The sequence below is a fragment of the Achromobacter sp. Root83 genome (genome assembly GCF_001428845.1).
Classification (GTDB): domain Bacteria; phylum Pseudomonadota; class Gammaproteobacteria; order Burkholderiales; family Burkholderiaceae_B; genus Achromobacter.
Genome location: NZ_LMIU01000022.1, coordinates 57,205 through 77,974, shown reverse-complemented (window position 1 = coordinate 77,974; position 20,770 = coordinate 57,205). Strand labels below are relative to the sequence as shown.

The 20,770-nt window shown below is 67.6% G+C and carries 17 protein-coding genes; 4 read left to right on the top strand and 13 right to left on the bottom strand.

What is annotated here, in order from left to right; all coding sequences use genetic code 11:
• The first annotated feature begins 42 nt into the window (after window positions 1–42).
• From tcuA to ASE30_RS16155, 4 genes are all read left to right on the top strand, one after another.
• A complete protein-coding gene (tcuA, locus tag ASE30_RS16170) occupies window positions 43–1,458 on the top strand; it encodes an FAD-dependent tricarballylate dehydrogenase TcuA (RefSeq protein ID WP_057285308.1) in 1,416 nt (471 codons plus the stop codon).
• Window positions 1,445–2,674, top strand: coding sequence for a tricarballylate utilization 4Fe-4S protein TcuB (gene tcuB, locus ASE30_RS16165; RefSeq protein WP_057285307.1), 1,230 nt, complete (start codon window positions 1,445–1,447; stop codon window positions 2,672–2,674). The genes tcuA and tcuB overlap by 14 nt, the downstream gene beginning before the upstream one ends.
• A gap of 69 nt (window positions 2,675–2,743) precedes the next feature.
• Entirely contained in the window at window positions 2,744–3,721 is a 978-nt protein-coding gene (locus ASE30_RS16160) for a tripartite tricarboxylate transporter substrate binding protein (RefSeq protein WP_057285306.1), read from the top strand.
• A gap of 114 nt (window positions 3,722–3,835) precedes the next feature.
• Window positions 3,836–4,426 carry a WG repeat-containing protein gene (locus tag ASE30_RS16155; RefSeq protein WP_057285305.1) on the top strand — a complete coding sequence of 197 codons (591 nt, stop codon included), beginning with the start codon at window positions 3,836–3,838 and terminating at the stop codon, window positions 4,424–4,426.
• A gap of 6 nt (window positions 4,427–4,432) precedes the next feature.
• Here the strand turns inward: ASE30_RS16155 and ASE30_RS16150 are convergent, their stop codons facing one another.
• The 13 genes from ASE30_RS16150 to ASE30_RS16095 form a co-directional block, all read right to left on the bottom strand.
• On the bottom strand, window positions 4,433–6,886 hold the full coding sequence (locus ASE30_RS16150) for a TonB-dependent siderophore receptor (protein ID WP_057285304.1): 2,454 nt from the start codon (window positions 6,884–6,886) through the stop codon (window positions 4,433–4,435).
• Window positions 6,887–6,978: 92 nt separating this feature from the next.
• Window positions 6,979–7,944 carry a FecR domain-containing protein gene (locus tag ASE30_RS16145; protein ID WP_057285303.1) on the bottom strand — a complete coding sequence of 322 codons (966 nt, stop codon included), beginning with the start codon at window positions 7,942–7,944 and terminating at the stop codon, window positions 6,979–6,981.
• The gene (locus ASE30_RS16140; protein WP_057285302.1) at window positions 7,944–8,453 is read right to left on the bottom strand and encodes a sigma-70 family RNA polymerase sigma factor; all 510 of its coding nucleotides are present in this window, start codon (window positions 8,451–8,453) and stop codon (window positions 7,944–7,946) included. Before ASE30_RS16140 ends, ASE30_RS16145 begins: the two co-directional genes overlap by 1 nt.
• Window positions 8,454–8,527: 74 nt before the next feature.
• On the bottom strand, window positions 8,528–9,940 hold the full coding sequence (locus ASE30_RS16135; protein ID WP_057285301.1) for a PLP-dependent aminotransferase family protein: 1,413 nt from the start codon (window positions 9,938–9,940) through the stop codon (window positions 8,528–8,530).
• Window positions 9,941–9,968: 28 nt separating this feature from the next.
• Complete coding sequence (locus tag ASE30_RS28585; protein ID WP_082601601.1) at window positions 9,969–10,112, bottom strand: DUF2474 domain-containing protein; 144 nt, start codon at window positions 10,110–10,112, stop codon at window positions 9,969–9,971.
• Window positions 10,112–11,119, bottom strand: a complete 1,008-nt coding sequence (cydB, locus tag ASE30_RS16130; protein ID WP_057285300.1) for a cytochrome d ubiquinol oxidase subunit II — start codon at window positions 11,117–11,119, stop codon at window positions 10,112–10,114. Before cydB ends, ASE30_RS28585 begins: the two co-directional genes overlap by 1 nt.
• Before the next feature lie 3 nt (window positions 11,120–11,122).
• Complete coding sequence (locus ASE30_RS16125) at window positions 11,123–12,559, bottom strand: cytochrome ubiquinol oxidase subunit I (RefSeq protein WP_057285299.1); 1,437 nt, start codon at window positions 12,557–12,559, stop codon at window positions 11,123–11,125.
• A 341-nt stretch (window positions 12,560–12,900) separates the two neighbouring features.
• Window positions 12,901–13,650, bottom strand: a complete 750-nt coding sequence (phbB, locus tag ASE30_RS16120) for an acetoacetyl-CoA reductase (protein ID WP_057285298.1) — start codon at window positions 13,648–13,650, stop codon at window positions 12,901–12,903.
• A complete protein-coding gene (locus tag ASE30_RS16115) occupies window positions 13,640–14,107 on the bottom strand; it encodes a hypothetical protein (RefSeq protein ID WP_369819332.1) in 468 nt (155 codons plus the stop codon). Before ASE30_RS16115 ends, phbB begins: the two co-directional genes overlap by 11 nt.
• Before the next feature lie 51 nt (window positions 14,108–14,158).
• Window positions 14,159–15,283: an ABC transporter permease gene (locus tag ASE30_RS16110; RefSeq protein ID WP_057285296.1), complete on the bottom strand. Its 1,125-nt coding sequence runs from the start codon at window positions 15,281–15,283 to the stop codon at window positions 14,159–14,161.
• A 1-nt stretch (window position 15,284) separates the two neighbouring features.
• Complete coding sequence (gene rbbA, locus ASE30_RS16105; protein WP_057285295.1) at window positions 15,285–18,014, bottom strand: ribosome-associated ATPase/putative transporter RbbA; 2,730 nt, start codon at window positions 18,012–18,014, stop codon at window positions 15,285–15,287.
• A complete protein-coding gene (locus tag ASE30_RS16100; RefSeq protein ID WP_057285294.1) occupies window positions 18,014–19,081 on the bottom strand; it encodes an HlyD family secretion protein in 1,068 nt (355 codons plus the stop codon). Before ASE30_RS16100 ends, rbbA begins: the two co-directional genes overlap by 1 nt.
• A 26-nt stretch (window positions 19,082–19,107) precedes the next feature.
• A complete protein-coding gene (locus ASE30_RS16095) occupies window positions 19,108–20,628 on the bottom strand; it encodes an efflux transporter outer membrane subunit (protein ID WP_057285293.1) in 1,521 nt (506 codons plus the stop codon).
• Window positions 20,629–20,770: the final 142 nt, after the last annotated feature.

Genomic DNA, 20,770 nt, shown 5'->3' with positions numbered 1-20,770 from the left:
CGCCGCTGCGTACAGTCTTCCCCTTGAATTGGGGAAGATGGCATGGTCGACGTCTTGGTGATAGGGGGGGGCAACGCGGCGCTGTGCGCGGCCCTGATGGCGCGCGAGGCCGGCGCCAGCGTGTTGCTGCTGGAAGCGGCGCCGCAGGAATGGCGGGGCGGGAACTCGCAGCACACGCGCAATCTGCGCTGCATGCACGATGCGCCGCAGGACGTGCTGACCGACGCGTATCCCGAAGAAGAATACTGGCAGGACCTGCTCAAGGTCACGGGCGGGCTGACCAACGAACATCTGGCGCGGCTGGTCATCCGCGAATCCTCCACCTGCCGGGACTGGATGCGCCGCCATGGCGTGAACTTCCAGCCGCCGCTGTCGGGGGCGCTGCATGTGGCGCGCACCAATGCCTTCTTCATGGGCGGCGGCAAGGCGCTGGTCAATGCCTACTACCGCAGCGCCGAGGCGCTGGGCGTGAAGATCCGCTACAACGCGCCGGTCGATTCCCTGGAACTGGACAACGGCCGCTTCGTGGCCGCGCGCATCGGTTCGGAACGCATCGAGGCCCGCGCCTGTGTGCTGGCCGCCGGCGGGTTCGAGTCCAACCGCGAATGGCTGCGCGAGGCCTGGGGCCAGAACGAGCGCGGCGAATGGCCGGCCGACAATTTCCTGATCCGCGGCACGCGCTTCAACATGGGCGTGCTGCTGAAATTCATGCTGGATGCGGGCGCGGACAGCATCGGCGACCCGTCCCAATCGCATTGCGTGGCCATCGACGCCCGCGCGCCGCTGTATGACGGCGGCATCTGCACGCGCATCGATTGCGTGTCGCTGGGCGTGGTGGTCAACCGCGATGCCGTGCGTTTCTATGACGAGGGCGAAGACTTCTGGCCCAAGCGCTACGCCATCTGGGGCCGCCTGACCGCCATGCAGCCGGGCCAGATCGCCTATTCCATCATCGACGCCAAGGCGATCGGCCGCTTCATGCCGCCGGTGTTTCCCGGCGTGCAGGCCGACACCCTGCCCGAGCTGGCCGAAAAGCTGGGCCTGGACCCGGCCACCTTCGAACAGACGGTCCGCCAATACAACGAGGCCTGCCGCGTGGGCAGGTTCGACCACACCGCGCTGGACGACTGCCACACCGAGGGCCTGACGCCCGCCAAGACGCACTGGGCGCGGCCGATCGACACCGCGCCGTTCTACGGCTATGCGCTGCGGCCCGGCATCACCTTTACCTACCTGGGCCTGAAGGTGGACGACACTGCAGCGGTCCGGTTCAACGGCCAGCCCAGCGGCAACCTGTTTGTCGCCGGCGAAATGATGGCCGGCAACGTGCTGGGCAAGGGCTACACGGCCGGGGTGGGCATGTCCATCGGCACGGCCTTCGGCCGCATCGCCGGGACCCAGGCCGCCGCCGCCGCGCGCCGCCAGCAACTTGCGGGAGCACAACATGAAGCAGCTTGAAGCCCTGGCCCGCGAGGCGCAGTCGTTCTCCAACAGCCACCCGGAAGCCGGTCCCGCCATGGCGGAGCAGCCCGTGCATTTTCACGGCAGGACCGCCAAGCCGCTGACCGAGACCCTGACGGACGACGAAACCGAAGTGGCGCGCGTCATGCAGATCTGCAACGCCTGCCGCTACTGCGAAGGCTTCTGCGCGGTGTTTCCCGCCATGACCCGGCGCCTGGAATTCGGCAAGGCCGACCTGAACTACCTGGCCAACCTGTGCCATAACTGCGGGGCCTGTCTGCACGCGTGCCAGTACGCGCCGCCGCACGAGTTCGCGGTCAATGTGCCGCAGGCCATGGCCAAGGTCCGGGTGCAGACCTATACCGACTACGCCTGGCCGGCCGCGCTGGGCACGCTGTACAAGCGCAACGGGCTGGCCCTGTCGCTGGCCACGGCCGCGGGGCTGGCGCTGTTCCTGGTCCTGGCGGTCTTGATGGCGGGTGGCCTGTTCCACGAGCCGATGGCGGGCAATTTCTATGCCGTGTTTCCGCACAACACGCTGGCGCTGATGTTCGGCGTGGTGTTCGGATTCTCGATGCTGGCGCTGGCCGTGGGCGTCACGCGCTTCTGGCGCAACGTGAGCCCGGGGGCGGCGTCGGGCGCGGCGGTGGCGGAGGCCGCGCACGACGCGCTGCGCCTGCGCTACCTGGACGGCGGCCACGGCAAGGGCTGCAACAACGCCGACGACGCCTTCACGCTGTGGCGCAGGCGCTTCCATCACTTCACGTTCTACGGCTTCATGCTGTGCTTCGCGGCCACCTGCGTGGCCACGCTGTATCACTACCTGCTCGGCCTGCAGGCCCCCTATCCGCTCTTGAGCGCCCCGGTGCTGCTGGGCACCGTGGGCGGCATCGGCCTGCTCATCGGGCCGGCCGGATTGCTGTGGCTGAACATCAAGCGTCATCCGCAGCAGGGCGACGCGGCGCAAAAGCCGATGGACCGCGGCTTCATCGTGCTGCTGTTCCTGACCAGCGCCACGGGCCTGGTCCTGCTGGCGGGCCGCGACGGCGGCGCGATGGCGCTGCTGCTGGCGATCCACCTGGGCGTGGTGATGGCGTTGTTCCTGACCTTGCCCTACGGCAAGTTCGCGCATGGCATCTATCGGTCGGCCGCGCTGCTGAAATGGTCCATCGAAAAACGCCAGCCCAACAAGCTGCAGCTCGGATCGGACTGAACCGGCCTTATCACGCCTATGACGGCGCCCAGGAAGGCGCCGCAACCGACAACAACCCTGGAGACTCCAATGTTCCGTACTCGATTGCTGGCGCGCGTCGCGCTGGCCGCCTGTCTCGCGCCGGCGCTGCCGGCGGCGCATGCGCAATCCTTCCCGGCCAAGCCGATCACGCTGTCCGTGCCGCACTCCGCCGGCGGCACGTCCGACATCCTGGCGCGCACCGTCGCCGCCGAAGCCGCCAAGACGCTGGGCCAGACCATCGTGATCGACAACAAGGGCGGCGCCAACGGCACCATCGCGGCCAAGCAGGTGGCCTCCGCCGCGCCGGACGGCTACACGCTGCTGCTGGCCACCGCCAGCACGCACGGCATCAACCCGTCGTTGTACTCGCGCATTTCCTATGACGCCGTGAAGGACTTCACGCCGGTCACGCTGCTGGCCACCGTGCCCAACGTGCTGGTGGTGGGCCCGAACGTCAAGGCCACCACGGTGCAGGAGCTGATCGCGTTCATCCGTTCGCAGGGCGACAAGACCAACATGGGCTCGGCGGGCGCGGGCACGCCGGGGCATCTGGCGGGCGAGATGTTCAAGAGCGAAGCCAAGCTGCAGTTCACGCACGTGCCTTACAAGGGCGGCAGCCCCGCCATCACGGACCTGATCGGCGGCCAGATCGACTTCATGTTCACCACCATTCCCGGCGTGCTGCCGCACGTGAAGGCGGGCACGCTGCGCGCGCTGGCCGTCACGTCGCCCGAGCGCTCGTCGGCCATGCCCGACGTGCCGACGATGGCGGAATCGGGTCTGCCCGGATTCCAGGCGGTGTCCTGGCACGGCATCGTGGCGCCGGCCGGCACGCCGGACGCGGTGGTGGCGCGGCTTAACCAGGCCCTGAGCGGCGCCCTGGCCGCGCCGGAAGTCAAGCAGCGCCTGCTCGAAGAGGGCGCGCGCGCGTCCGGCGTGAACACCGCCGAATTCGGCAAGTTCATCCAGACCGAGATCGCCAGTTGGGCAAAGGCCGTCAAGGACTCGGGCGCCACCGCCAACTGACCCGAATGACCTGCATGATCTGAATGGCGGCCCTGCGGGGCCGCTATTTTTTGGCGGCGGGCGGCAGGCGGCCATTGGGAAAAGCCGGTGCCGCCCCGTGCTAGGATCGCCCGCATGTTTATCGCCGCCTTGCTTTCCTCGCTTGCCCTGGCCTCGGGCAACGCCGCCGATTACGGCCTGCCCTGCTTTTACGCGGAGAAGGGCGCCGGCGGATCGCTGGAATACGCCGAGCATTGCGCCCGCCCCGCCGGCGAATCCGTGGCGTTCCGGCCCGATGTGCTGGCGCGCATGGACTTCGCAGGCGACGGCCTGTCGCCGGCCACCGCCAACGGGTCATGGCATTGGGTGCGTCCGGATGGCTATGCCGTTGCGGTCGTCACCTTCGACAACGGCGCCGACGACTTCGAAGCGGGCCTGACGCGCGGCCCCTGGCCGGGCGGCATGGCCTATTACGACAAGCAGCTCAACCGCGTGCTGGCCACGCCCTATGACTGGGTGGACCGCTTCAGCGGCGGCCTGGCCGCCGTATGCAAGGGCTGCCGCCTGGAACGCACGCCCGATGGCGAACACAGCTATGTCGTGGGCGGGGAATGGGGCGCGATCGACCGCCAGGGGCGGCTCGTGCTGCCCCTGCGGCCGGATGCGGCGTCCCTGCACGGGGACGTGGAGGCGGCGCGCGCCGCCGCCGGATCCGCCTTGCGCTGACCCGCCTTAGAACTTGTACCGAAGCTGTGCGAACACGTTGCGTGGCGCGCCGTAGAAGACCGAGTTGTAGTTGCCCATGCCCGAGTAATAGTGCTTGTCCAGCACGTTGTTCAGGTTCACGGTCAGGCGCAGGTCCTTGCTGAAGTCATAGCCGGCCATCAGCCCCAGCACGCCAAAGCTGTCCTGCGTGAAGCGATGGTCGCTCGATTCGACCTCTTGCGTGAAGTACGTGCCGCTTTGCCAATGCAGGTTCGCACCGACGGTCAGGCGGTGCCAGTCGCCGGGCAGGCGATAGGCCGTGGCCACCTTGAACAGGTGCTCCGGCTGCGTGGCGCTGACCCGCTTGCCGTCGCGGTCGCGCGACCGGCTGTAGGTGTAGCCGGCATTCACCTGCCAACCCGGCATCACCTCGCCGGAGACCTCCAGTTCCACGCCGCGCGTGGTGACGCCCGGAATCGCGATGTAGGCCGTGCCGCCGGTAGGGGTCGACGCGCCGCTGGGATCGGGTTCGGCGACATTGTCCTGCTTGAGCTGAAACAGCGCGATGCTGGCGTTCAGGCGGCCATCCAGGTATTCGCCCTTGGCGCCTATTTCGTAGCTCTTGCCGGTCAGCGGATCCAGTTGGCGGTTGCCGGCGTCGAAGTTGTAGGCCTGGGGTTTGAATACATCGGTGTAGCTGGCATAAAGCGTGTTCCAACTATCCAGATCATAGGTAATGCCGGCATAGGGGATGAACTTGTTGTCGACGCTGGAAGCGTAGTGCGTGGACCGGCCGTTACCCAGACGTCCGTCCAGGCTCCACGAATAGTCCGTCAAGCGGCCGCCCAGAATGAGTGCGAGACGGTCGGCCGGGCGCAGCACCGTCGCCCCGTACAGGATCTTCTGGTTCACCAGCACGTTGTGCGTCAGCCACCATTCGTACGAGCCGGGCTCGGCGGCGTTGTTGCGCCAGTTGAAGGCGTCGTCGATAAGCAAATCGGTTTCGCCGTCATACCGGTTCGATTGCGAATGGGTGCGGGCGGCGCTGTAGCCCAGCACCAGCTCATGCTGGCGACCGAACAGGCTGTAGGGTCCGGACGCCTGGAAGTCGACGGTGTTCTCGCGCGAGTCGGTGTTGAAACGGGAGGCGCCGCCCGCATAGAAGCCGTGGTCGATGCTGTGGGTATCCACGTCGACCAGGGCGCCGCTCATGCCGGAGATCAGTTCGCGCGAGCTGTAGTTGCGATGGGCGGCGGCCAGCTTGAATTTCCAGCCATTGTCCAGCTTGTGTTCGATGTCAGCGAAGACGCGCGTGGTGTCCTGGTTGCGCCACGCCCATTTGTCGGCCGGGTTCGTGGACCGGGAAAACGTGACCGGCGACCCTTCGGAGAACAGCGAAGGCAGATGGGTGTTGGTGGTGCCGTTGTTGCGGTTCTGCTGATAGTCCACGCCGATGGATGCCTTGGTGCGCGCGGTCAGGTCGGCTTCCAGGATTCCGTAGCCGACGTATTCCTTGCCTCGGGCGTAGTCCATGAAGCTGCCCCGGGTCTCGGCGGCGCCGACCACGCGGCCGCGCACCTTGCCGTTTTCGCTCAGGGGGCCGCCCAGGTCCACTTCGCTGCGGAAGCGGTCCCAGGACCCGGCGCCAGCGCTCAGGCTGCCCTGGAATTCCTGCGTGGGCCGCTTGCGGATGAAGTTGACGACGCCAGAGGGATAGCCCGCGCCGTTGACCAGTCCGGTGGCCCCCTTCAGGATTTCCACGCGGTCGTAGATGACCGTGTTCGTGATGCTGTAGTTGTCGCGGACGTTCCCGCCGTCGCTGGACAGGCTGGGCAGGCCGTCGAACTGGAAATTCTCCAGCTGGAAGCCGCGCGAGTAGAAGCTGTAGCCCTCGGAATTGTCCTGGACGACGGTAATGCCGGGTGTCTGCTCAAGAGCCCTCGCCACGCTTACGATGCCTTGGTCGTCCATCTGCTGGCGCGTGATGACGCTGACCGATTGCGGCGTTTCCCGCATCGTCAGGCGCATGCGCATGGCCGAGGACGACTCGGGCATGGTGTATGAGCCGGTGCCTTCGCTGGGCGGGATCATGCCGCTGGCGGTGACCACCACGGGCTCGAGCGCGGTCACGGCGCCCGCCGCGGGCACGGGGCGTACGGTCAGCACGCCGTTGCGCGTGACCACGAGCTCCAGTCCCGTGCCTGCCAGCGCCTGCCGGGCGGCCGCCTCGGCGGTCAGCACGCCGCGCACCGGCGCGGCTTGCCTGCCCGTCACGAGTTCGGCGCCGGCTGAAATGGTTTGACCGCTACGCAGCGAGATCTGGCTGAGCGTGTCGGCCAGGGGGGCGGACGATAGATCGTAGGGCAGGGCGGCCCGCTCGGCGGCGGGGGCAGCGTCCTGGGCATTCACGGGTTGCGCCAGTACGCAGGCGCTCAACGCGCAGGCGACAAGCGCCGCGGCGGGGGGCAAGGGGAATTTCATGATTGCAGAGGGTCGGTTGCGAGGATTTCGGTTGCGTCATAAGTCATGACGGCTGCCGATTCGAAATCCCCTCACTGCCGGCCGGCTTTTTTTCAGGCCGCATCCACCAGCGTCAGCCATGGCCCGTAGCGCTGCACCTGGATGGGCAGCGTCTCGCTCAGCGCCAGCAGCGTCCGGCGCGGATCGTCCAGCGGAAAGACGCCGAAGACGCGCAACGAGGCGGCCTGGGGCGACACGCGGATCAGGCCGGGCTGATAGGCACGCAACTGCTCCACCACTTCGTCCAGCCGGGTGTCGCGCACGGTGAGGATGCCGCCGCGCCAACTGGCCTGCGCGACATCGTCGCGCATCCAGACGCGGTCCCGGTCGAACGCCGCCGTAGCGGCCTGCTGCAATGCCATGGGCTGGCCGCGTTCAGGGCGCAGCGTGAGCGCATCCTGGATGGCGCTCGCAACCGCGTAGGTGTCGAACAGGTTGACGGCCAGGCGGGAAGCCTCGGCCGATACGTTGCCCAGGGGCGTGCGCACGACGAAGGGCCGGCGGTCGGCGTGCGCCTCGGCGTACAGGCCGCCTTGGCGCAGAACGACCGTGCGTTGCGCGTCGTCGTAATGCACGTCGGCGGCCGAACGCGCGTTCAGCGTCAGCACCGAGCCGTCGGCCAGCGCATACGTCCGGCGTTCACCAGTGCGCGTCGAATAGGTGGCGGTCAGGCCAGCCAGCGGCACATAGCGGTTGGTGACCAGCGCGCCGACGCCGACACCAGCCGTCAGCATCGCCAGCTTCAGCACGCGGCGCCGGTCCAGGCCGCTGGTTTGCAGCAGCGTGGCGCGGGCGGCGCGCGCGGCGCCGGGGGCGTCGCGCGAGGCCGTGCGCAGCCGGGACAGCGGCTGGCGCATCAGGCCGTCGACCTCGGCCCAGGCGCGCGCGTTGTCGGGGTGGCTGGCCAGCCAGTGTTCAAAACGCTGGCGGTCGCGATCGCAGGCCTGCCCGGACGTCAGCAGCACGATCCAGTCGACCGCGAGCTCCATCGGCGCGCCGGTGGCGGGCGTCGCCTTCATTACGCGACCACGGCGCGGCGCGCGGCAAGGCAATGCAGAAAGGCCCGTTTCACGTGGCGCTCGACGGTGGCAAGCGACAGCCCCAGCGCTTGCGCGATGGCGGGGTGCGTCATGCCGTCCAGCCGGTTCAACAGGAACGCATGCTTGACCGGAACGGGCAGCCCGTCCAGCAGGGCGTCGATCTCCATGACGGCCTGCTTGAGCATCACCAGGGTCTCGGGCGACACGGCCACGGACTCCTGTTCGTGCGCCAGCGCTTCGAGATAGCGCGCTTCGACATCGCGCGCCCGCCACAGGTCGATGGTGAGCCGTCGCGCCAGGGTCAGCAGGTAGGCCCGGGGTTCGGCAATGGGGGTGGCGCTGGCGGACGTCAGGACGCGGCAGAACGTGTCCTGCGTCAGATCGGCAGCGTCGGCGCGGTTGTTCACACGCCGGTTCAGCCAGCCCAACAGCCAGTCGTGGTGTTCCGCGTAAAGCTGGTGAACGTTCTTGTACGCGGGGGAGTCCATGGACGGCGTATGAATGAATGTTAATAGGAATAACACTCATTTATAACGTGGATCGCTGCCCAAGACAAACCGCGCTATCCGCTAGCCAGCAGTTTCCCCAGCGTCGCCATCCCTTGTTCCATTGCATCGTTCCAGGGATGGCCGTGGTTCAGGCGCAGGAAATTTCCGAAGGCGCCCGACGATGAAAACAGCGGGCCGGGCGCAATGCTGATGCCGTGGTCCAGCGCGGCGCGGTGTACCTTCAACGTGTCGATATGCGCCGGCAGCTCCACCCAGACGAAGTAGCCGCCCGCCGGGCGCGTGGCGCGCGTGCCCTTGGGAAAGTAGCGCGCGATGGCCTGCAGCAGTTCGCCCTGCTGCAAGGCCAGGGCCTGGCGGAATTGCCGCAGGTGGCGGTCGAAGCCGCCTTTCTCCAGATAGGCCGCGATGGCCGCCTGGGTGGGGGCCGCAGTGGCCAGGCTGGTGGTCAGCTTGTTGCGCATGATCTGGCGCGTGTAGCGGCCGCCGGCCACCCAGCCCACCCGGTAACCCGGCGCCAGCGTCTTGGAGAACGACGCGCAGTGCATCACGATGCCCTCCGTGTCGAAGGCCTTGGCCGGCCGCGGCCGCGTATCGCCGAAGTACAGCTCGCCGTAGACATCGTCCTCGATCAGCGCCACGTCGTGGCGGGTCAGCAGCTTGACCAGCGCCTCCTTTTTTTCATCCGGCATCAGGCTGCCCAGCGGGTTCTGGAAGGTGGTCATCAGCCAGCAGGCCCGCGGGTGGTGCTGCAGGATGGCTTCTTCCAGCGCCTGCAGGTCAATGCCTTCGCGCGGATGCGTCGCCACCTCGATGGCATGCAGCCCACTGCGCTCCAGTGATTGCAGCGCGGCGTAGAACGTGGGGGATTCCACGATGACAGCGTCCCCGGGGCGGGTCACCGCCGCCAGGCACAGGTTCAGCGCGTCCAGCGCGCCATTGGTGATGATGATGTCGTCCACGGGCACGGACAGGCCATCGGCGAGGTAGCGCAGCGCAATCGCGCGGCGCAGGGCGGCGTCGCCTGGGCTCAGGTCGTCGATGGAACCCCACGGATCCAGCTTCTGGACGGTGGCCGCCATGAACCTGGCCAGCCGGCCGTAGGGCAGCAGCGACGGGCTGGGAAAGGCCGAACCGAACGGCAGCATGTCGCGGCGCAACGTGGCATTGAGCACGCGCAGCACGTTGTCGCTGACGTCCACCGGATGTCGGCCCGGGGTGGCGCTGGACAGGCCGTCCAGTTCGGGCAGCGCGGCGCGCGGGGCGCGCTGCACGTAATACCCGGACCGGTCGCGCGCGCGGATCAGTCCGCGCGCCTCCAGCAGGTAATAGGCCTTGAACACCGTCGACGGACTGACGCCGCGGCTGGCGCTGGTCTGCCGCACCGAGGGCAGGCGGTCGCCCACCTGCAGCAGGCCGGACAGGATCGAGGCGGTGATTTCTTCGGTCAGGCGTTCATAGCGCTTCATGGAGAATCCGTGTGCAGGATACTGAGGTTCAGGCCGACATGCCGATGGATCTCATGACCAGGCGCAGGGCATAGGCCGCCACGCCCAGCGCCCCGACGCTGCAGGCCCAGATCGCCGCCAGCCACAGCAGGCGGCTGCGCCACGAGGGCAGGGAGGGTTGCGTGCCGTTCATCAATGGAACTCCTCGCCCGCGCGCACCTTGCCCCGGAACACGTAATACGACCAGGCGGTGTACATGAGGATAATCGGAATGATCGCCAGGGCGCCCACCAGCGCGAAGCCCTGGCTCTGCGGCGGCGCGGACGCCGTCCAGATGGATACGTCCGGTGGAATGATCGCGGGCCAGATGCTGATGCCCAGGCCGCTGTATCCCAGGAAGACCAGCGCCAGCGACAGCACGAAGGGGCCGGCGGCAGGCATGCCCTTGACCCGGCGGATCAGTTCAAAGCCCGCCGCGGCCACCAGCAGCGGCACCGGAAAGAACCAGAACATATTGGGCAGGCTGAACCAGCGCTGCGCGATCTGCGGCTGCGCCAGCGGCGTCCAGGCGCTCAGCACGGCGATGACGGCCAGCAGCGCCAGCGTCAGGGGGCGCGCGATATCGCACATGTGGCGATGCAGCCGGCCTTCGGTCTTCATGATGAGCCAGGTGCAGCCCAGCAGCGCGTATGCGGCCACCAGGCCCACGCCGGTGAACATCGAGAACGGGCTGATCCAGTCCCAGGGGCCGCCGCTGTAGGCGCGCCCGGCGACCGGAATGCCTTCGATGTAGGCGCCCAGCGTGACGCCCTGGAAAAACGTGGCGCACAGGGAACCGAAGACGAAGGCAAAATCCCACAGCGGACGATGGTGCTCGTCGGCCTTGAAGCGGAACTCGAACGCCACGCCCCGAAAGATCAGCCCCAGCAGCATGAAGACCAGCGGCAGGTGCAGCGCGCTCAGGATCACCGAGTAGGCCAGCGGAAACGCCGCCATCAGCCCCGCGCCGCCCAGCACCAGCCAGGTCTCGTTGCCGTCCCAGACCGGCGCCACGGTATTGACCATCACGTCCCGCTCCTCGCGGTCGGAGATCAGCGAAAACAGGATGCCGATACCCAGATCGAAGCCATCCATGATCACGTACATCATCACGCCGAACAGGATGACGACGGCCCAAATCAATGCAAGGTCTACGCCCATGGCTCAGACTCCCGAATGCTTGCGTGGCGCGGGCTCGATGCCCGCCAGGGTGGACGCGGCCGACAGCGGCCGCGACGGCTGGCGCGCTTCGCCCGGGCCGCCGGACAGCGGCGCGTGGCCGGGCGCGGGGCTGGGGCCCATGCGGATCAGGCGCAGCATGTAGGACACGCCCGCGCCAAAGACCAGCAGGTAGACCACCACGAAGAGCGCCAGCGTCAGCGTGAGTTCGCCCAGGCCGTGCGGCGTGGCGGCGTCCGCCGTGCGCATGACGCCATAGACGATCCAGGGCTGGCGCCCGATCTCGGTGACATACCAGCCGGCCAGCATCGCCACCAGCCCGGACGGCCCCATCCATAGCGCGCAGCGGTGCAGCCAGCGCGACTCGTAGAGCCGATGGCGCCAGCGGGCCCACAGCGCCCACGCGGCCAGCGCGATCATCAGGACGCCCAGCCCGGCCATCACGCGGAACGACCAGAACACCACCAGCGAATTGGGCCGGTCTTCGGGGGGATAGGATTTCAGGCCGGGGAACTGGCCGTCCCAGCTATGCGTGAGGATCAGGCTGCCCAGGCGCGGAATGTTCACCGCGTAGCGGGTTTCCTCGCGCTCCATGTCCGGAATGCCGAACAGCGTCAGCGGCACGCCCGCGCCCGGCTCGTTTTCCCAATGCCCTTCGATGGCAGCGATCTTGGCGGGCTGGTGCTTGAGCGTGTTCAGGCCATGGAAGTCGCCCACCACGGCCTGCAGCGGCGCCACCAGCAGCAGCATGCCCATCGCCATCGCGAACATCTTCTTCACCGCCGGGCTGCGGTCGCCGCGCAGCAGGTGCCAGGCGCCGGACGCGCCCACCATCAGCGCGGTGGCCAGGAAGGCGGCGATGCCCATGTGCGCCAGCCGATAGGGAAAGGACGGGTTGAAGATCACGGCCAGCCAGTCGGTGGGCACCACGCGCCCGTCCAGGATCTCGTACCCGGCGGGCGTCTGCATCCAGCTGTTGGACGCCAGGATCCAGGTGGCCGACACCAGCGTGCCCAACGCAACCATGATGGTCGAAAAGAAATGCAGCCCCGGCCCCACGCGCGACCAGCCGAACAGCATCACGCCCAGGAAGCCGGCTTCCAGGAAGAAGGCGGTCAGCACCTCGTAGGCCAGCAGCGGCCCGGTCACGCTGCCCGCGAAATCGGAGAAGAAGCTCCAGTTGGTGCCGAACTGGTAAGCCATCACCAGGCCGGACACGACGCCCATGCCGAAGTTGACGGCGAAGATCTTGGTCCAGAAGTGATAGAGATCCCGGTAGACCGTCTTGCCCGTGCGCAGCCAGAAGCCTTCCAGCACGGCCAGGTAGCTGGCCAGACCGATGGTGATGGCGGGAAAGACGATGTGAAACGAGATGGTGAAGCCGAACTGTATTCGGGCTAGCAATAGCGCGTCGCTATCCATGGTGGTATTCCTGACTTTCGTTGCCAGCGCTGGCGGACCGCCACAAGACGGCGGGCGCTGACGGGGTGTTGACCTGCACCACGAAGGTAGGACTTTGGCTAGAGACAGTACAGATTCAGAGACATCTGGAAAAAGCGGATCAGTTTGGGCGCGCGGCACGAGAAACACAGGCCATGCATAGGAGAATCCGCTGTGTTTCCTGGAATTCAAATTCTCTGAAGTTACAAAAAAACAGCGCAGATTGCGCTGTTGTATCGCTTGATCCGCCCGGTTGGGGCATCCAGGGCGCTCGGGCGCGTGCCCAGCCAGGCGCCCGCCCGGACGGGCCCGCCGCGCTGCCGTCAATACATGTGCTGCCCGCCGTTCATGGCCACGTTGCTGCCCGTCATGAAACCGGCGGCGTCGCTGCAGATGAACGCCACCAGCGCGCCGATCTCCTCGGGCTGGCCCAGACGCCCCAGCGGAATCTGCGGCAGTATCTTTTCCTTCATGACCTCTTCAGGCACGGCCTGCACCATGCGCGTGGCCAGATAGCCCGGCGACACGGTGTTCACCGTCACCCCCTTTTTCGCCAATTCGAGCGCCAGCGACTTGGTGAAACCGTGTATGCCTGCCTTCGACGCGGCGTAGTTGGTCTGCCCGAAAGCGCCCTTGCTGCCGTTCACGGACGAGATATTCACGATGCGGCCCCAGCCCCGGTCCGCCATCGCGCCGCATAAGGGCTGCGTCATGTTGAACATGGAATCCAGGTTGCTGTGCATGACCTCGGCCCAGTTATCGGCGGTCATCTTGCGCAGGCTGGCATCGCGGGTGATGCCGGCGTTGTTCACCAGGATGTCGATCTGGCGGCCGTCCTGCGCCAGGCGCTGGACCAGCGCCTGGCACGAGTCGAAGTCCGCCACGTCCACCTTGTACATGGCGAACTTGCGCCCCTTGGCCGCCTCTTCTTCGACCCACTCGCGCGTGGCGGCTTCGCTGGAATGGTAGGTGACGATCACGTCATGGCCGGCGTCGTGCAGCGCCACGGCGATGGCGCGGCCAAGGCAGCCGGCCCCGCCCGTGATCAGGGCCGTGCGTGGGTCAACTGTCATGATGGGCCCCCGGCTGGCTGGCGTCGCGCATGGCCGAGCATGCGGCCGCCATCTGGTTCGACATCGTGGACCACATCTGCGTAAGCGGAGACGCATCGGCACCCGCGCCGACATCGGTGGCGCGCTTGAACCATTCGCTCATTGCTTCGCCCAGGCCGGCCGCCAGCGCGGCCTGCTCCGTCAGCGCGGCGTGGGTGATGGCCTGGCTGGCGTCAAGCTGGCATTGCCACCGCTTGCGCGTGAGCTCGCCCAGCGCGGGGGCGATCTCCTGCCAGTTGCCGGCCGGCGTCAGAGGAGCCAGGGTGGCCAGGTATTGGCTGGTGCTGTCGCCGGCCAGGCGCTGGCCCAGTTCGATCCAGCGCTGCTGGCTTTCCTGGGCAAGCTGGGCCAGGCGCTGGCAATAGGCCGCATTAGCGCCCGCGAGGCCTTGGGGCATGGAGGCTGTAGTCTTCTTCATCATCCGTCCTTTTAAAAATAGCGTGGTAAGGGGAAACGAATAACCTGGGCCTCATGCCATCTGGCTGAGGGTCTTGCGAAAGCGTGCCAGGGATAGCGAGAACAGGACCGTGCCGATCAGCGCCAGCGCCAGGAAGGGTTGCCACACGACGCCGATGCCCGCGCCGCGATAGAGAATGGCCTGGCCAAGTTCCACGAAATGGGTCGTGGGGGCGGCCAGCATGATGTTCTGTACGAACTCCGGCATGCTTTCGCGCGGCGTGGTGCCGCCTGACAGCATTTGCAGGGGCAGAAGCACTAGTACAAGCAACATGCCGAACTGCGGCATGCTGCGAGCAAGCGTGGCCATGAAGATGCCCATGGAGGTCGTCGCGAACAGGTGCAGCGCCACGCCGGTCAGGAATAGCGCCACCGAGCCTTCGATCGGCACGTGCAACAGGGCGCGCACCACGAACGTCAACGATAGCGCAGCGGACGCCAATACGACCAGCCCCATGGACCAGACCTTGGCGACCATGATCTCGGTCGGCGTCACGGGCATGACGAGCAGATGCTCGATGGTGCCGTGTTCGCGCTCGCGGATCAGCGCCGCCCCGGTCAGGATGATGGACAGCATCGTGACGTTGTTGATGATCTCCATGAGCGCGCCGAACCAGGCCTGCGTCAGATTGGGGTTGAATCGCATGCGCACCGCCAGGTCCACGGGCGGTTCGGCGGGGGCGCGGTAGCGCCTGACGAATTCGTTGATCTCGTCGGTGATGATCTGCTGGATGTAGCTGCTGCCGGTGAACGCCTGGCTCATCCGGGTCGCGTCCACGTTCAACTGGATCTCCGCCGGCTTGCCGGCCAGGACGTCGCGCTGGAAATTCGGCGGGATATTGACCGAGAACGTGTAGCGCCCAGCGTCCATGCCCGCGTCGGCCTCGGCCGAGCCGATCATCCGGGGCGGGGTGAAATGCGGGGGATAGAAGGCCGAGGCGATCCGCGCCGACAGCGGGGACACGTCTTCGTCCACGACCGCGATGGGCGCGTTGTGCAGCGTCTCGGGCACCGCGGTGGCCGCCGTGTAGATCATCAGCGTGAACGACACGACGATCAGCACCAGCATCATCGGGTCGCGCGCCAGGCTCCATAGCTCCTTGACGCCCAGGCGGTAGATATTGGCCAGATGCCTCATGTCAGGTCTCCTGCTTCTTCAGCAGCAGCGCCGAGGCGCCCAGGATGATCGGTATCGCAGCCAGCAGCGGCCAGAACGAACCCTGCAGGTCCGGGAAATCCAGCGCCTTGCTGAACACGCCGCGGCTGATGGTGAGCATGTGCGTGGCGGGATAGATCTGCCCGATCAGCCGCCCGCCGCCCTCCAGCGAAGACACCGGATTGAGCAGCCCGGCGAACTGCACGGCGGGCACCAGCGTACCGATCATGGTGAAGAAGAGCGCCGCGATCTGGCTGCGCGTGAACGTGGACGCCAGCAGCCCGATGGCGGTGGCCACCACGTTGTAGATCAGCGCGGCCAGCAGCAGGGTGGCGAAGCTGCCGGTGATGGGAACGCCAAAGAGCGTCACCGCCAGCAGTGTCATCAGCAGGAAATTCAGCATGGCCAGCGCCACGTACGGCGCCTGCTTGCCCAGCAGGAATTCCAGCCGGGTCACGGGCGTGACATACAGGTTGATGATCGAGCCCAGCTCTTTTTCGCGCACCACCGCCAGCGCGGTCAGCATGGCCGGCATCATCAGCAGCAGCAGGGGAATCACCGCGGGCACCATGGCGGGCAGGCTGCGCACGTCGGGGTTGTAGCGGAACCGGGTCTCGATGCCGACCGAAGACGCCGCGCTGGCGCCCAGCCTTTCGCGCGCCTGCTGCGCCAGCCAGCCCTGGTGCATGCCCATCACGTAGCCGCGGATGGTCTCGGCGCGCTGCGGCATGGCGCCGTCGATCCACACGCCGATCTGCACGGGCTTGCCGCGCTGCACGTCGCGCGCGAAGCCCTGCGGAATCTCGATCGCCAGGGACAGTTCGCCACTGCGCATGCGCGCATCCATGTCGGCGTAATCGGCGATGGGCGGCCGTTCGATGAAGTAGCGCGACCCGGACAGGTTCAGGCTGTAGTTATGGCTCAGGGTGGTCTGGTCGCGGTCCATCACCGCGTAGCGCAGGTCTTCGACGTCCAGGCTGATGCCATAGCCCATCACGAACATCAGCAGCAGCGATCCCATCAGGGCGAGGGTGGCGCGCACGGGGTCGCGCCGCAACTCCAGCGCTTCCCGCCACATGTAGCTCCACGTGCGCTGCATGCTGAACCCGGGCCGCGGTTCCTCCGCGGCCCGGGGCGCGGTTGGCGCGGGCGGCGCGCCGCCAGCCTCCGGCGCCGCGCCGGCGCCCGCATCGATCAAATAGGCGATAAAGGCCTCTTCAAGCGTCTTCGCGCCACGCATCCGCGTGATCTCGGCGGGCGACGCGCTGACCAGCACCTTGCCCGCGTGCATCAACGACATGCGATCGCAGCGCTGGGCCTCGTTCATGAAGTGCGTCGAGATGAATATCGTGACCTGATCCTGCCGCGCCAGCGCGATCAGCAGGCGCCAGAAGTTGTCGCGGGCGACGGGGTCCACGCCCGATGTCGGTTCGTCCAGGATCAGCAGCTCGGGCTTGTGCACCATGGCCACCGCCAGCGACAGGCGCTGGCGCACGCCCATGGGCAGGCTCTCGGGCAGCGCGTCCAGCACGTCTCCCAGATCGAAGCGGCCCGCCATGTCGTCGACGCGCGCGGGGATGTCGGCCTCGGGCACATGGAACAGGCGGGCGTGCAGCACCAGGTTCTGCCGCACGGTCAGCTCCCCGTACAGCGAGAACGCCTGCGACATATAGCCCACGCGGCGCCGCGTATCGATATTGCGGGGATCGACTTCCTTGCCGAACAGCCAGGCCTGGCCCTCGCTGGCGGGCAGCAGTCCGGTCAGCATCTTCATGGTGGTCGACTTGCCGCAGCCATTGGATCCCAGGAAGCCGAAGATCTCGCCGCGGCGGATGCGCAGATTGACGTGGTCCACCGCCACGAAGTCGCCGAACCGCATGGTCAGGTCGCGCGCTTCGATCGCGATCTCGGCGTCTTCGTCCAACGCCAGCGGCACGATTTCCACGGGCTGGTGCCCGCGCCGCTTTTCTTCCGGCAGCAGCGCGATGAACGCCGCTTCGAGCGAATCCGCGCCTGTGCGTTGTTCCAGTTCCGCGGGCGAGCCGGTGGCCAGAACCCGGCCCTCGTCCATCGCGATCAGCCAGTCGAAGCGCTGCGCTTCGTCCATGTAGGCCGTCGCCACGATGACGCTCATGCCCGGCCGTTCCTGGCGGATCTGATTGATCAGGTCCCAGAACTGCGCGCGCGCGAGCGGATCCACGCCGGTCGTGGGCTCGTCCAGGATGAGCAGGTCGGGGTCGTGGATCAGCGCGCAGCACAAGCCCAGCTTCTGCTTCATCCCGCCGGACAGCTTGCCGGCGGGGCGCGACAGGAAGGCGGACATGCCGGTGCTGCGCGTCAGGCTGTCGATGCGCCGGCGGCGCTCGGCCGCGTCATGGCCGAACAGGCGGCCGAAGAATTGCAGGTTCTCTTCCACCGACAGGGTGGGGTACAGGTTCTTGCCCAGCCCTTGCGGCATGTAGGCGATGCGCGGGCAGACGTCGTCGCGGTGCCGGCGGCTGGCCATGTCACCGCCCAGCACCACGATCCTGCCCCGCTGCACCGCCCGGGCGCCGGCCACCAGCGCCAGCAGGCTGGACTTGCCCACGCCGTCCGGGCCGATCAGCCCCACCATGCGTCCCGCCGGGATGTCCAGCGTGATGCCGTCCAGCGCCAGCGTCTTGCCGTAGCGCAGGCTGACTTCGGACAGTGTGACGACGGGCGCGGCGGACATCACGGCACCTTGACTTCAAGGTTGGCGGGCCATTGGGCGCCGGCGTCCAGCTTCAGCCACGCCACGCCCGGCAGGCCGGTCTTGACCTGCTTCAGATGCTGCAGCAGCAGTTCGGGGCTGATCTGCGCCTTGACGCGGAACATCAGCTTCTGGCGTTCGCTGGCCGTCTCGACCGTCTTCGGCGTGAACTGCGCCGTGCTGGCCACGAAAGACACCTTGGCGGGGATGACGTATTCGGGCGCGGCGTCCAGGATGATGCGCACGTCCTGGCCCAGCGCTACGCGGCCCGCGGCCTGTTCGGGCAGGAAGAACGTCATGTAGACGTCGGCCAGATCCACCATGTTCAGCACCTTGCCGCCGGCCGCCAGCACCTCGCCGGGTTGCGCCACGCGGTACTGCACGCGGCCGGCGCGCGGGGCGCGCAGCTCGCTGTCGGCGATGTCGGCGTCGATGCGCGCGACGGTGGCCTGGGCGGCGGCGATGGCGGATTGCGCTCCGACCCGGGCGGCGCGGGCCGCCTCGATGGCGGCGGCCGCGGCCGTCACCTGGGCGCGAGCGGCATTCACCGCCGCCTGCGCGCTGCGCACGCGGGCGCGGTCGTCGTCCAGCTCCTGGATCGACGACGCGCCTTCCTTGGATAGCGTTTCGGACCGCGCCAGGCGGCGGCGCGCCGCGTCCAGCTCGCTTTCCCGCTGCACCACCACGGCTTCGGCGGCCAGCTTGTCGCTTTCGCGCTGCGCCACCTGGGCCGCCGCGCTGGCCGCGCTGTTGACCGCCTGCTGATGCTGGGCGCGTGCCTCTTCGCGCTGGGCCTGCAGCGTATCGATCTGCATGCGCGCGAGGGTTTGGCCGGCGGCAACGAAATCTCCCTCGGTGACCAGCACCTCCTGCACGCGGCCGGCCAGTTTGGTGGCCACATCGATCTCGGTCGCTTCGATCCGGCCGTTGCCGCTGATAAAGCCTGCACCGGGACCGGTGTCGGCCAGCAGGCGCCATCCGTAATAGCCCGCGGCGGCAACGGCCAGGACGGCAAGCAGGGATATCAGTTTTCGGGAAGGCAGAGGCATGGCGGCGGGTCCTTGGTCCGTGGTTATCAACTGTGGGGAGCGTCCAGAGCGGCGGACGCGGACGCTTGCGTGCCTCCGCCCAACGCCGCGTACAGGCCGACGCGGCTGGACAGGAGCGCGCGGCGGGTTTGCACGAGCTGCTGCTGCGCGGCCAGCAGGTCACGCTTGGCATCCAGCACCTCCAGATAGGGCGAGGCGCCGTGGTCATAGCGAAGCTGGGCCAGGCGCGCGCGCTCGTTTTGCGCGGCCACGGTGGCGCGCAGCACCTCGACCTGTTCGGCCAGCCAGCGGCGCGCGGAGAGCGCGTCGGACACGTCCCGGAAGGCTGCCTGTATGGTTTTTTCGTAGTTTGCGACAGCCAGGTCGCGGCGGGCCTGCGTCAGGTCCAGGGACGATTCCCGGCGGCCCGCGTCGAAGATCGGCAGATTGATGCTGGGCGCGAAGTTCCAGGCGCGGCTGCCGCCCGCGAACAGGCCGTCCAGTTCCGCGCTTGCCGTGCCGAAGGCGCCGGTCAACGTGATGCTGGGCAGGAACGCGGCGCGCGCCGCGCCGATGTTGGCGTTGGCAGCCTGTAGCTGATGCTCGGCCGCGATGATGTCGGGACGGTAGGTCAGCAGGTCGGACGGCAGCCCGGCCGGCAGCGCGCGCATGACGGCGTCGTCGTCAAGCCGGGGCTGCTGCGTGGGCAGGTTCAGCGGCGCGCCCACCAGCAGTTCCAGCGCGTGGGCCTGGGCGGCGCGGGTCTGCTCCAGCTCCGTGCCCAGCGCCTTGGCCTGCTGCCACAGCGTTTCCACCTGCGTCAGGTCCAGTTTCGATATGGCGCCCACTTCGAAGCGGCGGCGGAATATGCGCAGCGATTCCGCGCGCGATTCGATCGTTTCCCGGGTGAGTTCCAGCCGCTCGTCCAGTTCGCGCAGCGTCAGGTAGCTGTCGGCGACCTGGGCGATCAGGCTCAAGGTGGCGGCGCGCGCGGCGGCCTCCGTGGCCAGGTAGTTCTGCAACGCGGCTTGGTTCAGGCTGCGCACGCGGCCCCAGAAGTCCAGCTCCCAGCTCGCCATGCCGATGCCCACCTGGTATTGGCTGGTGACTTGCGGCTGGCCCGTGAGGTTCAGGTCGCCCGGTACGCGGCCGCGCGTGCCGTCCGCCTGGGCGCCGAGGGTGGGGAACTCGTCCGCGCGCTGTATGCCGTACAACGCGCGCGCCTCTTCGACCCGCAGCAAGGCGGCGCGCAGGTCGCGGTTGTTGTCCAGCGCGGTGGCGATCAATCCCTGCAGCGTCGGGTCGGAGAAATAGGTTTGCCACGCGACGCGGGCCGCGATACCGGATTGCGCGGCGGGTTGGCCGGCAGACTGCGCGGCGGCCTGGTCGGTGGCCTGTCCGGCGGATCCGGCCCCGGCCTGTCCGGCCTCGGCGTAGCTGGCGGGCACAGGCAGGGCGGGGCGCTGGTAGTCGGGCGCGAGCGACGCGCAGCCCGCGGTCAGCAGCGCCGACAGGGCGGCGGGGGCAAGGCGGGCGACGGTCTTGGCGGCAAACGCGGGGGAAGTCATGCAACGGTTCTCCAGCACAAGGGTGCCGGGCGCGTCACGAAAAAAGGCAGGCTTGTGGCCCGGCCGTCCGGGACGGACCCGACACGGGGTCTTGCACTTATTCTGCCGATGCTGTCTTGACCATGCTTTGACCGAAATCAAA

Coding starts and splice junctions, on each gene's coding strand:
- ASE30_RS28585 (WP_082601601.1), bottom strand. CDS start 10,112: ATGAACGGCACGCAACCCTCCCTGCCCTCGTGGCGCAGCCGCCTGCTG.
- phbB (WP_057285298.1), bottom strand. CDS start 13,650: ATGACAGTTGACCCACGCACGGCCCTGATCACGGGCGGGGCCGGCTGC.
- ASE30_RS16145 (WP_057285303.1), bottom strand. CDS start 7,944: ATGAAGGCGACGCCCGCCACCGGCGCGCCGATGGAGCTCGCGGTCGAC.
- cydB (WP_057285300.1), bottom strand. CDS start 11,119: ATGGGCGTAGACCTTGCATTGATTTGGGCCGTCGTCATCCTGTTCGGC.
- ASE30_RS16160 (WP_057285306.1), top strand. CDS start 2,744: ATGTTCCGTACTCGATTGCTGGCGCGCGTCGCGCTGGCCGCCTGTCTC.
- rbbA (WP_057285295.1), bottom strand. CDS start 18,014: ATGTCCGCCGCGCCCGTCGTCACACTGTCCGAAGTCAGCCTGCGCTAC.
- ASE30_RS16150 (WP_057285304.1), bottom strand. CDS start 6,886: ATGAAATTCCCCTTGCCCCCCGCCGCGGCGCTTGTCGCCTGCGCGTTG.
- ASE30_RS16135 (WP_057285301.1), bottom strand. CDS start 9,940: ATGAAGCGCTATGAACGCCTGACCGAAGAAATCACCGCCTCGATCCTG.
- ASE30_RS16155 (WP_057285305.1), top strand. CDS start 3,836: ATGTTTATCGCCGCCTTGCTTTCCTCGCTTGCCCTGGCCTCGGGCAAC.
- ASE30_RS16095 (WP_057285293.1), bottom strand. CDS start 20,628: ATGACTTCCCCCGCGTTTGCCGCCAAGACCGTCGCCCGCCTTGCCCCC.
- ASE30_RS16140 (WP_057285302.1), bottom strand. CDS start 8,453: ATGGACTCCCCCGCGTACAAGAACGTTCACCAGCTTTACGCGGAACAC.
- ASE30_RS16115 (WP_369819332.1), bottom strand. CDS start 14,107: ATGAAGAAGACTACAGCCTCCATGCCCCAAGGCCTCGCGGGCGCTAAT.
- tcuB (WP_057285307.1), top strand. CDS start 1,445: ATGAAGCAGCTTGAAGCCCTGGCCCGCGAGGCGCAGTCGTTCTCCAAC.
- tcuA (WP_057285308.1), top strand. CDS start 43: ATGGTCGACGTCTTGGTGATAGGGGGGGGCAACGCGGCGCTGTGCGCG.
- ASE30_RS16110 (WP_057285296.1), bottom strand. CDS start 15,283: ATGAGGCATCTGGCCAATATCTACCGCCTGGGCGTCAAGGAGCTATGG.
- ASE30_RS16125 (WP_057285299.1), bottom strand. CDS start 12,559: ATGGATAGCGACGCGCTATTGCTAGCCCGAATACAGTTCGGCTTCACC.
- ASE30_RS16100 (WP_057285294.1), bottom strand. CDS start 19,081: ATGCCTCTGCCTTCCCGAAAACTGATATCCCTGCTTGCCGTCCTGGCC.